Origin of the sequence: Actinomadura kijaniata (assembly GCF_014138665.1) — a bacterium.
Classification (GTDB): domain Bacteria; phylum Actinomycetota; class Actinomycetes; order Streptosporangiales; family Streptosporangiaceae; genus Spirillospora; species Spirillospora kijaniata.
This window is the reverse complement of the sequence record NZ_JACJIA010000001.1, coordinates 633,791-646,511: the sequence shown is the minus strand read 5'-3', so window position 1 is coordinate 646,511 and position 12,721 is coordinate 633,791. Positions and strand designations below refer to the sequence as shown.

Genomic DNA, 12,721 nt, shown 5'->3' with positions numbered 1-12,721 from the left:
CTGACGGCGGCGACAGGGGCACCTCGCGGTCCGGTGATAGACCGAGCGCCATCGCGGAGGTACGTTCCGCTCATGACCAAAGGTGGATGCAGTTGCGGACACGGCGGCGGTTGCTCTTGCCCGAAGGGCTGCTCCTGCGGGTGCAACGGGTGACCCGACCCGCCCCGCCGTCCGTCAGGACGGCTCGGTGAACACCTCCGGATAGACGAACAGGCCGGGCGAGCCGCCGGTGTGCCAGAACACGACGGTCTCGTCCGCGCCGATCTCCCCGGCACGGACCATGCCCACCAGCCCGGCGGCGGCCTTGCCCGAGTAGACCGGGTCCAGCAGCAGGCCCTCGGTGCGCGCGAACAGCCGGACGGCCTCGGTCATCGCGGCGGTCGGCAGGCCGTACCCGGCCCCGAACCAGTCGTCGCGCACCCGGTGGTCCCCGGCCGGCCGGGCCACGCCGACCAGGTCGGCGGTCTCCTCCACCAGCGCCTCCAGCGTCGCGGAGGTGACGTCGGCGGGCTCGTACACGCAGATCGCCTCGACCCGCGCCGGCAGCCCGGCGTGGGCCAGCCCGACCACGAGCCCGGCGGAGGTCCCGGCGGTGCTGGTGGCCGCGACGACCCGCTCCACGCGGCCGGGGCCGCCCGGGGCCGCGAGCTGACCGGCCAGCTCCAGGGCGGCGCCCACGTAGCCGAGGGCGCCGGTCCCGTTGGAGCCGCCCGGCGGGATGACGTAGGCGGGGCCGATCTCCTCCAGCGCCTTCACGGTCTCGTCGATGCCGTCGACGATCCGGACGTTCGCGCCGAGCAGGTGGTCGAGCAGGACGTTGCCGGAGGTCTCGTAGAGGGCGTCGTCGCGGGGGACCGACCGCGACAGCAGCAGCTCGCAGCGCAGGCCGAGGCGGGCGCAGGCGGCGGCGGTCTGCCGGGCGTGGTTGGACTGCACCGCCCCGAACGTGACGACCGTCCCGTGCCCCTCGGCGAGCGCCCGCCCGAGCAGGAACTCCAGCTTGCGGGTCTTGTTGCCGCCGATGGCCAGCCCCGTGCAGTCGTCCCGCTTGATCCAGATCTCGGGTCCGCCGAGCGCCGCCGAGAGCCGCTCGGCCCGTTCCAGCGGGGTGGGCCAGTGCCCGAGCACGGCCCGGGGAAAGCGCGCGAGAAGGTCGGTCATGGCCCCCATTGTGCCCGCGTGGCCCGCCGCCGCCTCAGGCCGGGCGGTCCGTGACCTCGACCGCGCCCCGGTGGACCAGGCCCCTGACCCGCACCGTCACGCCGTCCCACGCCGGGGCCGCGGTCACGGACGTGGACACCCCGGCCCCGCCCGCCTCGACCCGCGTCCCCGGCGGGACGACGATCCGCACCGTGGACCGGTGGGCCAGCACCCACACCGTGGCGCGGGCGGGCAGGTCGGCGTCGCGCAGGTCCAGCAGGCAGCCGCCCTGGTGGGCCACGACGGCGAGGGTCTCCGGGCAGCGCCACCGCCCGGTGCGGCGGACCTCGCTCCGGCAGGCGACCTGGAGGCGCCCGGACACGCCGGGCTCCGGCGTCCAGACGGCGCGGCGCGCGGGCAGGTCGGCGGCGATGCGGTCCAGGTCGTCGTGGGTGCGGGCGGACAGCGCCCGCCCGATGCGCTCGTCCAGCTCGGGCTCGTCGAGGCGGCCCTCGGCGTAGGCCCGGTGCAGCCGCACCAGCAGCGCGTCCCGGTCGAGGTCGGAGGCGCGCGGGGCGGGGCGCTGGTCGACGCTCATCGGCATCCTCTCCTTCGGTCGCCCCTCCAGCTTCGACCCTTCCGTTACTGGAAGGTCAAGCGCGGGTCGCGCGGGATCCGGCCCGGCGTGGCGTCCGGGGGCCTCCCCGGAGCGCCTGCGGGCCGCGCCCGGGATGATCCATTACTCTCGCGGCAACGGTGATCTTCTGGGGGAGGAGGCCGCCGATGCATGCCGTCGCAGGCCACGAGCACGGTCCGTACACGCTGTACGACCTGGACGCGCTGCCCGACGAGGGCGACCGGTACGAGCTGGCCGACGGCTGGCTGACCGAGCTGCCCGGCGACCTGTGGCACGACAACGCCGCCGAGCAGCTGCGCAGGATCCTCAAGGAGGCGGCCCGGCACGCCGACGCCGACGTCCATGTGGCGGGCGCGCCGCAGCACGTCACGACCCCGGCCGGGATCCGGCGGCCCGACGTGTTCGTGGTGCCGCGCGACATGGCGCGGATGGCGCTGGAGCGCCGCACCCACACCTACTACGGCCCGGACCTGATACTGGTCGCCGAGGTGGTGACGCCGCGCACCGACAACGAGCGCACCGACCGCGTCCACAAGGTCGCCGAGTACGCCGCCCTCGGCATCCCGCACTACTGGATCGTCGACCTGGAGCCGCGCCCGCTGGTGACCATGCTGGAGCTGGACGGCGCGGCCTACCGGGCGGTCCGCCGCGCGAAGTCGGGCGAGCCGGTCGAGGCGCCCGCGCCGTTCCCGATCGCCTTCGACCCGTCGCGGCTGTCGGAGATGGAGTGACTGGCCGGATCCTTGCGGACCTTGGCGATCAGGCCACTCGTCGCCCGGGTCGCGCGGCGGCACGCTGGGGGCCATGACGACGATGCGAGCCATCAGCCAGGACGTCCTCGGCGGACCCGAGGTCCTGAAGGAGATCGAACTGCCCCGGCCGGAACCGGGACCGGCCGAGGTCCTGGTCCGCGTCCACGCGGCCGGGGTGAACCCGACCGACTGGAAGCACCGCGCGACCGGCGGGCTGCTGGGCGAACCGCCGTTCGTGCTGGGCTGGGACGTGTCCGGCGTGGTGGAGGCGGTCGGCCTCGGCGTGACCCTCCACAAGCCGGGCGACGAGGTGTTCGGGATGCTGCCCTACCCCCGCGGGCACGGCGCGTACGCCGAGTACGTGACCGCCCCGTCGCGGTGCTTCGCGCCCAAGCCCGCGAACCTCGACCACGTGCGGGCCGCCGCGCTGCCGCTGGCGGCGCTGACGGCGTGGCAGACGCTGGTCGACACCGCGGACGTCCAGCCGGGCCGGCGCGTCCTGGTCCACGCCGCCGCCGGCGGCGTCGGCCATCTGGCGGTCCAGATCGCCAAGGCGCGCGGCGCGTACGTGCTGGGCACCGCGCGCGCCGCCAAGCACGAGTTCCTGCGCTCGATCGGCGTGGACGAGCCGATCGACTACACGACGACCGACTTCGCCGAGACGGTGCGGGACGTGGACGTCGTGGTGGAGGCGATCGGCGGCGACTACGGCCCGCGCTCCCTGCGGACGCTGCGCGAGGGCGGCGTGCTGGTGTCGCTGGTGCTCAACAGGCTCGCCGACTTCGATCCCGGTGGCGCGCGCGCCGAGACGCTCCTCGTCGAACCCGACCACCACGCCCTCACCCGGATCGCGGAGCTGGCGGAGGAGGGACGCCTGCGCGCCGAGATCGACACGGTCCTGCCCCTGGCGGAGGCCGCGAAGGCCCACGAGAGGGGCGAGTCCGGCCGGAGCCGGGGAAAGATCGTCCTGACCGTGTAGCCCGGCCTCGCCTCCGGGCGAGAGGTCCGGACCGGAAGGCCGTCTACGACGCGACGGCCGACCCGTTTTCCGGTGAGGGGGAAGGGTCGGCCGTCACGCCGCCGTATGCCCGGTGGCGGGCGCGCGATCCCCCGGTGCGCCACCCGCCCGTTCCAGGCCGCCCGGTCCGCGGTCGGCGCGGATCCCCGTGGAGGCATCCCCGCGACACCTCCGTCACCGCGCCCGTGAGCCCACCCGTGGGCACGCCGGACCGGGCGACAGGAACTCTGCCGTACGCCGATCAGCATCCGATCAACAATCGATCAACGCGCCGGTAATCTCACTCCCGTGCTGTTGCTGACGACGCTTGACGCCTGGCGGGCCCAGGAAGGTCCGAGGTTCGTCCTCGGGGAGGCCGGGGCGGTGTGGGCCGGCGGGGACGACGCCGACGTGCTGGCGCTGGCCGACGCCGAGTTCCCCGAGGGGCAGGTCCTCGCGGTGGACCCCGGGCCGGGCGCGGGACCGCGCGGGGTGGTGGACCGGACGGGGGCGGAGGTCCGTTACCTGCGGCGCGCCCCGCACGGCGGGCACGTGGCCGTGCTGGAGCAGCCCGCGACGGCGCGGGCCCTGGACATGCTCCCCCACCCCGAGGGCGGCTGGTTCCGCGAGACGTGGCGGACGGGCCGGGCGTTCACCCCCGACGGCTATCCCGGCGAGCGCAGCAGCGCCACCGGCATCTACTTCCTGCTGCCGCCCGGCGAGGAGTCGATCTGGCACGTGGTGCGCTCGGACGAGGTGTGGCTGTGGCACCGGGGCGGGCCGCTGTCGCTGGTCCTCGGCGGCGACGGCGAGCGGCCCGGCGGGACGACGACGGTCACGGTGGGACCGGACGTGGAGCACGGCCAGGTCCCCCAGGCCCTCGTCCCGGCGGGCGTCTGGCAGTCCGCCCGGCCCGCCGGGAACCAGGAGGTCCTGGTGAGCTGCGTGGTCTCCCCCGGGTTCGACTTCGCCGACTTCCGGGCGCTCTAGGGGCCGGTCAGGACGCGGCGAGCGCCTCGGTCGGGGCCAGCCGCGCCGCCCGCACCGCCGGGTACAGGCCCGCGAGCGCGCCCACCAGCAGCGTCGCGCCCAGCGCCCCGGCCAGCGCCGGGAGCGGCAGCGCGAACGGCCAGCCGCGCGCCAGCGCGTACCCGGCGGTGGCCAGGGCGCCCAGCAGCAGGCCCGCGACGCCGCCGAGGGCCGACAGCAGCAGCGACTCGGTGAGGAACTGGGCGCGGACCAGCCCCCGGGTCGCGCCGAGGGCGCGGCGCAGTCCGATCTCGCGGCGGCGCTCCAGCACCGACACCACCATGGTGTTGGCGATGCCGACACCGCCGACCAGCAGCGCGACCGCGCCGAGCCCCAGCAGCAGGCCGTCCAGGGTGCCCGCGGCGGCGGCGCGGGCGGCCAGCGCGTCGGAGGGGCGCGACACCGCGACGTCGCTCGGGCGCTCGGGGTTCAGCGCGCGGGGCAGCAGGGCCCGCACGGCCGGGACCGCCGTGTCGGCGGCCTGCCCGTAGACGGTGGTCGGGCGGCCGTCGTACCCCAGGTGGGCGCGCGCGGCCGGAACGCCGACGAGCGCCGCGCGGTCGATCTCGGGGGCCAGCGGCAGCGGCGCGAGGACGCCGACCACGGTGAACCAGCGGTCCCCCACGTGGACGCGGACGCCGGGATCGGTGATCCCGAGACGGTCGGCGGCCACCGCGCCCAGGACGACGGCCGGGTGGCGGGCGGTGGCGTCGTTCAGCCAGGCCCCGGTACGCACCCCGCCCCGCAGGGTGCGCAGCAGCCCCAGGTCGGCGGCCTGCACGGTGAGGCCGCCGGTCTCGACGCGGGGGATGCGGTCGGTGCGGCGGACCGTGGCGTCCAGCTCGCCGGTCGCGCTCGCCGACGCGACCCCGTCCACGCGCGCGGCCAGGGCGACGGCGCGTTCGGGCAGCCGCGCCTTGTCACCGCCGATGCTCTCCCCCGGCTGCGCGCGCAGCAGCCCGGTGCCCAGGGCGTCCAGGCGGCGCAGCAGGTCGGCCTGCCCGGACGCGGCGATGCCCAGCATCGCGACCATGGTGGCGATCCCGATCGCGACACCGAGCGCCGACAACGCGGCACGCGCGGGCCGGGCCCGCAACCCGGCCGCCCCCAGCCGGGCCATGTCAGCCGAACGCAGGCGCGTCACCGTCCTCTCCCGCCGGTGACGGCCACGACGTCGCGGACGTGGGCGCGGTGTGGGTCGGTCGTGCGGCGGTGGGGCCGATCGGCCGGGTGCGGGATCAACGTGTTCCCCTCTCGTCCTTGGCTATGTCGCCGTCGCGGACGTGGACGCGGCGGGGGCAGCGGGCGGCGACCGCGCGGTCGTGGGTGATGACGACGACGGTGGTGCCGGCCGCGTTCAGGTCGCCGAGCAGGGACAGCACCTCCTCGCCGGAGGCCGAGTCGAGGTTGCCGGTGGGCTCGTCGGCCAGCAGCAGCGGCGGGTCGCCGACGACGGCGCGGGCGACCGCGACGCGCTGGCGCTCGCCGCCCGACAGCCGCCCGGGGCGGTGGTCCAGGCGGTGGCCGAGGCCGACGCGTTCCAGGGCGGCGGCGGCGCGGGCGCGGCGCTCGCGGCGGGGACGCCCGGCGTACAGCAGGCCGTCGGCGACGTTGTCGAGGGCCGAGGCGCGCGGGTCCAGGTGGAACTGCTGGAACACGAACCCGATGCCGGTCGCGCGCAGCCGCGCCAGCCGCTGGTCCGGCAGCCGTCCCACGTCGTGCCCGGCCACGCGGACCGTGCCGGACGAGGGCCGGTCCAGCGTGCCGACCAGGTGCAGCAGCGTGGACTTGCCCGAGCCGGACGGGCCGACGACGCCGACCAGCTCGCCGGGCGCGACGGTCAGGTCCACGCCGCGCAGGGCGCGCACGCCGCCGGGGTGGTGCTTGGTGACGCCGACGAGTTCGATCACTGGGCGGGCACCCCCACCCGCGTGCCCTCGGCCAGGCCGGTGCCGGAGACCTCCACGCGGTCGCCGCCGTAGGCCCCGGTCCGCACGGGGATCCGGCGGCGGGAGCCGTCCGCCGCGACGACCTCCACGCCGTAGCCGCCGCCCCGCAGGGCGAGCAGCGCCTCGACCGGGACGGTGAGCACGTCACGGCGGCGTTCCCGTTCCAGGCTGACGGTGACGGGCGCCTGGTCGAGCCCGCCGGTGTCCCTTCCCCCGGCCAGCTCGATCTCGACGTCCACCGTCGGCTCCTGCTGCCCCTCGCCGCGCGCCTTCTCGGCGGTGCCGCCCACCCGGACGACCCGGCCGGGCCGCGTCCCGCCGCCCGGCAGTTCGACGGTCACCCTGGCGTTCGCGCGGGCCAGGGCCCGGTCCGACACCTTCAGGTCCACGTGGACGACGGGCCGGACGCCGGTCAGCGTGAGCATCGGGCGGCCCGTCGCGACCCGGTCGCCCACCGCCGCGCCGACGGCGGTGACCCGGACCGGGGACGGCAGGAACACCGCCTGCGCGGCGTCCACCGTCCCGGTCTCCGGCAGTCCCGCGTCGTCCTGCCAGTCCCGCACGGCGCGGGCCGTCGCCGGGGTGAAGCGCCGGTCCACGGTCAGCGCGGAGCCGTGGCCGAGGGCGCGCAAAGCGCGTTCGAGCTGGGTCACGTCGGGTCCGTCGGCCCCCTCGGCGAGCGTGCGGTACAGCGGCAGCGTCCCGTGCAGGAGCACCACCGGCCGCCGGTCCACCCGGTACAGGACGTCGCCCTGGCGCAGCACCCGGCCCGGCCGGGGCACGGCGGTGACGACGCCGGACGTCCCGGCGGCGACCTTCCGCTCCCCGGCGAACGTCAGCGTCCCGTCCACCGTCTTGGTGTCCACCAGATCGCCGCGCGTGACCGGGGCCGTCGCGGCGGACGGCCGGACGGGACCGCGCTCGGGTCCGTCGCCGGTGGCGGCGACGGCCGCGGCCCCGGCCGCCGCGAGCGCCGCCACGGCGACCCCGGCGACCAGGAGGCGGTTCACTTCCGCCCCTCCCGCAGGATGTGGTCGCACTTGGCGTACGACTGCTCCCACTTCCTCGGATTGCGCAGGTGGACGTCCGGCGGCGCGTTGTCGGGCATGTCGTAGCCGTTGGCGCGCATGCACTTGGCGAACCGCGCGAACCGGTCCTTGGTCGCGGGGTCGTTCATGTCGATCGTCTTGCCCTGCGGCTCGACGCCCGCGCACGCCTTGCGCGCCCTCTCCGGGATCGTCATCCCGCCCGCCGGGATCTTCTTCGGGTCGTCGGGCATGTCCACGCCGTGCTCGCGCAGGCAGCGGGAGTATTTCAGCTGGGCCGCGTCGGACGGCGTGGGCGGTGCGGCGGCGGGCTCGGAACCTCCGCCGCAGGCCGCCGCGAGCAGCGGCACGGCGAGCAGGAACGACAGCCGTCTCACGGGAACTCCTTCTGGGCATGGTGAGGACACCGCACGGCGGAGGAGGGCCGTGCGGGAACGGATCAGCGGATCAGGGGCAGTCGACCAGCGGTGGGACGCGGGGCGGCGGGGCCGGGTCCGCCACCAGCAGGGCCTTTCCGGGCTCGGTCAGCCAGCCGTCGTGGACGCGCCAGGTTCCCGGCACGCTCGGGTGCGAGCCCTTCTGCGGCACGGCGAACACCCCGACGGTCACGCCGCGCCTCCGCAGCATCGCGGTGACCTGGTCCACCGTGCGGCCGATGAACGCCCGGCACGCCAGCGGCTCGCCCGGCGTGCTCAGCCGCGCGAAGCCCCGGTGCCGCTCGCCCGGCCGGGCCCGGCGGCCCAGCGAGATCATGGCGGGCCCCGTGTAGTCCGGCCCCTTGTAGGCGCGGTAGTCCACCGGGATCCGCACGCCGATCACGCAGCGGTCGGCGGTGGCGCAGGCCCCCGGCCGCGCGATGGGGACGATCGCGTCGGGGCGGCGGGACCGCTCCTGTTCGGGCACGCCGTTCAGCCGGGGGTCGTACGGAGTGAAGATCATCCCTTCCATGCTCGGGGAGACCGGCTGGACGCTCAGGCCGATGTCCAGGCCCCGGGCGCGCAGTTGCGCGGCGTAGCGTTCGGGCGCGGCGAAGGCGTCCTTCACCGTCACGATGTAGAAGCCGCCCTCCCGGCGGATGTCGAGCGCGGCGGCCGGGCGCGGGCCGAGGGCGGGGCCGAGCGGCAGCAGCCAGCCCGCCAGCACGGCGGCGGCGGCGAGCGCGACGGTCAGCGGGACGGCGAGCCGCCACCGGTCCCGGCGCGGGCGGGCGGCCGGGCGGGGCCGCGCGGTGATCTCGTCGAGCAGCTCGCGCGACCCGTCCCCCGCCGGCGGCACCGCGTGCGCGGGCTCGGCGCACCTGACGATCTCTTCCAGGCTCATCGGAGCGCTCCCTCCGCCAGGGCGACGGCGCGGGCGCCGTACCGTTCCACGTCCACGCCCTCGTCGGCGAGCGCGCGGGCGAACCGTTTGCGGGCGCGGTGCAGCCGGACCCGGACGGTCGCGGCGCGGCGGCCCAGCACCGTCGCGGCCTGCTCGGGGGTCAGGCCCTCCCAGCCGGTCAGCGACAGCAGCTCCCGGTCCTCGCCCGACAGCCGGGCGAACGCGGCGCGGATCTCGGCGGCGGCGCCGTGCCGTTCGGGCGCGGCCTCGGCGAACTCGGCGCGCAGCCGCGTCAGCAGCAGCTCGCGGCGGGCCGCGCCGCGCCGGTGGTTGGCCAGCACGCGCCGCGCGACGCCGTACAGCCACAGTCTCGCCCCGTCGCCGTCCGGCACGTCGTCCAGCCGCCGCCAGGCGATCAGGAAGGTCTCGCCGAGGACGTCCACGGCGTCGTCGGACGACGCGGTGCGACGCAGCGCGTACCGCGCGACCGCCTCGTGGTGGGCCGCGTACAGGGCCTCGAAGCGCGCGCGATCCCCCGACGCCTGGTCCACGCCGTCTCCCTTCGTCCGGTCATCACAGCAGATGTCCGGACGAAGGGAGGCGTTACAGGGGGAGGCGGAGGTTTCTCAGTCGCCGCCGAACGCGGCGTCGAACGCGCCCTCCGGCGGGGTGATCGCGTTGAGGCCGCGCACGTACTCCAGGGCCTGGGGCGCGCCCTGGAGGCGGTCCATGCCCGCGTCCTCCCACTCGACGGAGATCGGGCCGTCGTAGCCGATGGCGTTCAGCGCGCGGAAGCAGTCCTCCCAGGGCACGTCGCCGCGCCCGGTGGACACGAAGTCCCAGGACCGCCGCAGGTCGCCCCACGGCAGGTGGGACGACAGCCGTCCCCGGCGGCCGTCGCGGGCGCGCAGCCGGGTGTCCTTGCAGTCCACGTGGTAGATCCGGTCGCGGAAGTCGTACAGGAAGTTCACCGGGTCCACGTCCTGCCACATCATGTGGGAGGGGTCCCAGTTCAGGCCGAACGCGGGCCGGTGCCCGACCGCCTCCAGCGCTCGGACCGTCGTCCAGTGGTCGTAGGCGATCTCGCTGGGGTGCACCTCGTGCGCGAAGCGGACGCCGACCTCGTCGAACACGTCGAGGATCGGGTTCCAGCGGTCGGCGAAGTCGGTGTAGCCGCGCTCGACCATCGCGGCCGGGACCGGCGGGAACATCGCCACCAGATGCCAGATCGCCGAGCCGGTGAACCCGACGACGGTGTCCACGCCGAGCCGGGCGGCGGCGCGGGCGGTGGCCTTCATCTCCTCGGCCGCGCGCCGGCGGACGCCCTCGGGCTCCCCGTCGCCCCAGACGCGGGCGGGCAGGATCGCCTGGTGGCGCTCGTCGATCGGGTCGTCGCAGACGGCCTGCCCGACCAGGTGGTTGGAGATCGTCCAGACCTTCAGGTCGTGCTTGGCCAGGGTCTCCAGCTTGCGCGGGACGTAGGAGTCGTCCTCCACCGCCGCCCGCACGTCGAAGTGGTCGCCCCAGCAGGCGATCTCCAGCCCGTCGTAGCCCCAGCCGGAGGCCAGCCGGCAGACCTCCTCGAACGGCAGGTCCGCCCACTGCCCGGTGAACAGGGTGATCGGTCGGGTCATCGGCCGTCTCCTCCAGATCCCTCGACGGTCGTCCACGCGCCGCTGTCCGCGCTGGTCTCGACGGCCGCCAGCACCCGCTGCACCTGGAGGCCGTCGGCGAACGACGGCGCGGGGTCGGTGCCCCCGGCGATGGCGGTGAGCAGGTCGGCGGCCTGGTGGGTGAAGGTGTGCTCGTAGCCGAGCAGATGGCCGGGCGGCCACCACGCCCCCGCGTAGGGGTGGTCCGGCTCGGTCACCAGGACGCGGCGGAACCCGGCGGTGGCCGGGTCCTCGGCCGCGTCGTGGAAGGAGAGCTCGTTCAGCGACTCCAGGTCGAACGCCAGGCTCCCCTTCGACCCGTTGACCTCCAGCCGCAGCGCGTTCTTGCGGCCGGTCGCGAAGCGGGTCGCCTCGAACGACGCCAGCGCTCCCCCGTCGGTGCGGGCCAGGAACAGCGCCGCGTCGTCCACGGTCACCCGCGCCGTCCCGCCCTCCGGCAGCGGACGCTCGGGCACGAAGGTGCCCGTCACCGCCGAGACGCCGACGAGCCGCTGCCCGGTGACGTGCTGCGCGAGGTCCACGATGTGCGCGCCGAGGTCGCCGAGCGCGCCCGACCCGGCGCGCTCGCGGTCGCTGCGCCAGGTGAACGGCGCGTCCGGGTCGGCCAGCCAGTCCTGGAGGTACTGGGCGCGCACGTGCCGGATCTCGCCGATCCGGCCCTCGGCGACCAGCCGCCGGGCCAGCGCCGCGGCGGGCACGCGCCGGTAGTTGAACCCGACCATCGCCCGCACCCCGTGCTCGCGCGCGCGGTCGGCCGCCGCCGCCATCGCGGCGGCCTCGGCGACGGAGTTGGCGAGGGGCTTCTCGCACAGCACGTGCTTGCCCGCCTCCAGCGCCGCCACGGCGATCTCGGCGTGGGTGTCGCCGGGGGTGCAGACGTCGATGAGCTGGACGTCGTCGCGTTCCAGCAGGCGCTTCCAGTCCGACTCGGCCGACGCCCAGCCGAGCGTGCGGGCCGCCGCCGCGGCGCGTTCGGCGGAACGGCCCGCCACGGCGGCCATCACGGGCGTCAGCGGCGGCGCGAAGAACGCCCCGACGCTGCGCCACGCCTGCGAGTGCGCACGCCCCATGAAGGCGTGGCCGACCATTCCGACCCCGATGGCACCGCTCACGACTCGAAACCGATCGGCAGGTAGCTGTCCACGTTCTGCCGGGTGACCGTCTCGGACGCCAGCGTGATCGACTGCGGGGCCTGGAGCTCCACCAGGTCGGTCATGCCGCGTCCCTGCGCCACCAGCCGGGCGACCTTGACGGCGGAGGCGGCCATGGAGGGGCTGTAGGTGACGGTGGCCTCCAGCAGGCCGCCCGCCTTGATCTCGCGCATGGCGTTGGCGGACCCGGCGCCGCCGACCATGAAGAACTCCTTGCGGCCCGCCTGCTTGATCGCGGCGAGCACGCCCACGCCCTGGTCGTCGTCGTGGTTCCACAGGGCGTCGATCTTCTTGTGGGCCTGGAGCAGGTTGGCGGCGACCTGGTTGCCGGTCTCGACGGTGAACTTGGCGTCCTGCTTGGCCGTCACCGAGAACCCGTGGGTCTTCAGCGCGTCGGCGAAGCCCTTGCTGCGCTCCTGGGTGAGCGGCAGCGTCGCGATGCCCTGGATCTCGACGATGACGGGCTTGGCGACGCCCTTCTCCTTCAGGCGGCGGCCGACGTAGTGCCCGGCGGCGACGCCCATGCCGTAGTTGTCGCCGCCGATCCAGGTCCGGTAGGAGAGCTTGTCGGGGAAGATGCGGTCGAGGTTGACCACGGGGATGCCCGCGTCCATGGCCTTGCGGGCGACCTGGTTGAGCTGCTGGCCGTCGTTGGGCAGCAGCACCAGCGCGTTGACCTTCGCCGAGATCAGCGACTCGACGGCCGAGATCTGCTGGTTGATGTCGTTGGTGGGCTCGACGGCCCGGAACGTGACGTCGGAGTAGCGCTTGGCCTGGGCCTGGGCGTTCTTGGTGATGGCGGCGATCCAGCCGTGGTCGGCGGCGGGCGCCGAGAACCCGATGGTGACGGCGCGGCCCGGCTTCTCGTTGTCGCCGCCTCCGGCCGCGGACTGGGCGGCCGGGGCGTCGTCGGCGGGGTCGTTGCCGGTGCAGGCGGTGGCGAGGGCTCCGGCGGCGACGGCCGCGCCGCCGAACAGCACGCCTCTTCTCGATGGGATGGGCATGGTGGTCCTCCTGCGGGGGTGGG

General features: G+C 75.6%; 14 protein-coding genes. 3 read left to right on the top strand and 11 right to left on the bottom strand.

Annotated elements, in window-relative coordinates; translation table 11 throughout:
* Nucleotides 1-174: 174 nt before the first annotated feature.
* Together HNR61_RS03045 and HNR61_RS03040 are read right to left on the bottom strand one after the other, a co-directional pair.
* The gene (locus tag HNR61_RS03045) at nt 175-1,161 is read right to left on the bottom strand and encodes a D-cysteine desulfhydrase family protein (protein WP_182841535.1); all 987 of its coding nucleotides are present in this window, start codon (nt 1,159-1,161) and stop codon (nt 175-177) included.
* 34 nt (nt 1,162-1,195) lie between these two features.
* A complete protein-coding gene (locus HNR61_RS03040; protein WP_182841534.1) occupies nt 1,196-1,738 on the bottom strand; it encodes a DUF1707 SHOCT-like domain-containing protein in 543 nt (180 codons plus the stop codon).
* A 185-nt stretch (nt 1,739-1,923) separates the two neighbouring features.
* Between HNR61_RS03040 and HNR61_RS03035 the strand changes: the two genes are divergently transcribed.
* From HNR61_RS03035 to HNR61_RS03025, 3 genes are all read left to right on the top strand, one after another.
* Entirely contained in the window at nt 1,924-2,508 is a 585-nt protein-coding gene (locus HNR61_RS03035; RefSeq protein ID WP_182841533.1) for a Uma2 family endonuclease, read from the top strand.
* An 82-nt stretch (nt 2,509-2,590) separates the two neighbouring features.
* Complete coding sequence (locus tag HNR61_RS03030; RefSeq protein WP_182842258.1) at nt 2,591-3,508, top strand: NADP-dependent oxidoreductase; 918 nt, start codon at nt 2,591-2,593, stop codon at nt 3,506-3,508.
* Nucleotides 3,509-3,835: 327 nt separating this feature from the next.
* On the top strand, nt 3,836-4,516 hold the full coding sequence (locus HNR61_RS03025) for a cupin domain-containing protein (RefSeq protein WP_312897742.1): 681 nt from the start codon (nt 3,836-3,838) through the stop codon (nt 4,514-4,516).
* Between the two features lie 7 nt (nt 4,517-4,523).
* On the opposite strand, the gene HNR61_RS03020 is transcribed toward HNR61_RS03025, so the two are convergent.
* From HNR61_RS03020 to HNR61_RS02980, 9 genes are all read right to left on the bottom strand, one after another.
* On the bottom strand, nt 4,524-5,699 hold the full coding sequence (locus tag HNR61_RS03020; protein ID WP_312897741.1) for an ABC transporter permease: 1,176 nt from the start codon (nt 5,697-5,699) through the stop codon (nt 4,524-4,526).
* Nucleotides 5,700-5,793: 94 nt separating this feature from the next.
* Nucleotides 5,794-6,465, bottom strand: coding sequence for an ABC transporter ATP-binding protein (locus HNR61_RS03015; RefSeq protein ID WP_182841532.1), 672 nt, complete (start codon nt 6,463-6,465; stop codon nt 5,794-5,796).
* Complete coding sequence (locus HNR61_RS03010) at nt 6,462-7,514, bottom strand: efflux RND transporter periplasmic adaptor subunit (protein WP_312897740.1); 1,053 nt, start codon at nt 7,512-7,514, stop codon at nt 6,462-6,464. The genes HNR61_RS03015 and HNR61_RS03010 overlap by 4 nt, the downstream gene beginning before the upstream one ends.
* The gene (locus tag HNR61_RS03005; RefSeq protein ID WP_182841531.1) at nt 7,511-7,927 is read right to left on the bottom strand and encodes a hypothetical protein; all 417 of its coding nucleotides are present in this window, start codon (nt 7,925-7,927) and stop codon (nt 7,511-7,513) included. The genes HNR61_RS03010 and HNR61_RS03005 overlap by 4 nt, the downstream gene beginning before the upstream one ends.
* Before the next feature lie 70 nt (nt 7,928-7,997).
* The gene (locus HNR61_RS03000; RefSeq protein WP_182841530.1) at nt 7,998-8,870 is read right to left on the bottom strand and encodes a hypothetical protein; all 873 of its coding nucleotides are present in this window, start codon (nt 8,868-8,870) and stop codon (nt 7,998-8,000) included.
* Nucleotides 8,867-9,421: an RNA polymerase sigma factor gene (locus HNR61_RS02995; protein WP_182841529.1), complete on the bottom strand. Its 555-nt coding sequence runs from the start codon at nt 9,419-9,421 to the stop codon at nt 8,867-8,869. Before HNR61_RS02995 ends, HNR61_RS03000 begins: the two co-directional genes overlap by 4 nt.
* Nucleotides 9,422-9,496: 75 nt before the next feature.
* Complete coding sequence (locus HNR61_RS02990; RefSeq protein WP_182841528.1) at nt 9,497-10,504, bottom strand: sugar phosphate isomerase/epimerase family protein; 1,008 nt, start codon at nt 10,502-10,504, stop codon at nt 9,497-9,499.
* The gene (locus HNR61_RS02985) at nt 10,501-11,655 is read right to left on the bottom strand and encodes a Gfo/Idh/MocA family protein (protein ID WP_312897739.1); all 1,155 of its coding nucleotides are present in this window, start codon (nt 11,653-11,655) and stop codon (nt 10,501-10,503) included. Before HNR61_RS02985 ends, HNR61_RS02990 begins: the two co-directional genes overlap by 4 nt.
* Nucleotides 11,652-12,698, bottom strand: a complete 1,047-nt coding sequence (locus tag HNR61_RS02980) for an ABC transporter substrate-binding protein (RefSeq protein WP_182841527.1) — start codon at nt 12,696-12,698, stop codon at nt 11,652-11,654. Before HNR61_RS02980 ends, HNR61_RS02985 begins: the two co-directional genes overlap by 4 nt.
* Nucleotides 12,699-12,721 lie beyond the last annotated feature (23 nt).

Bases quoted from the DNA above. Each gene is read 5' to 3' on its own strand.
- HNR61_RS03045 (WP_182841535.1), bottom strand. From the start codon at position 1,161: ATGACCGACCTTCTCGCGCGCTTTCCCCGGGCCGTGCTCGGGCACTGG.
- HNR61_RS03040 (WP_182841534.1), bottom strand. From the start codon at position 1,738: ATGAGCGTCGACCAGCGCCCCGCCCCGCGCGCCTCCGACCTCGACCGG.
- HNR61_RS03035 (WP_182841533.1), top strand. From the start codon at position 1,924: ATGCATGCCGTCGCAGGCCACGAGCACGGTCCGTACACGCTGTACGAC.
- HNR61_RS03030 (WP_182842258.1), top strand. From the start codon at position 2,591: ATGCGAGCCATCAGCCAGGACGTCCTCGGCGGACCCGAGGTCCTGAAG.
- HNR61_RS03000 (WP_182841530.1), bottom strand. From the start codon at position 8,870: ATGAGCCTGGAAGAGATCGTCAGGTGCGCCGAGCCCGCGCACGCGGTG.
- HNR61_RS02990 (WP_182841528.1), bottom strand. From the start codon at position 10,504: ATGACCCGACCGATCACCCTGTTCACCGGGCAGTGGGCGGACCTGCCG.
- HNR61_RS02980 (WP_182841527.1), bottom strand. From the start codon at position 12,698: ATGCCCATCCCATCGAGAAGAGGCGTGCTGTTCGGCGGCGCGGCCGTC.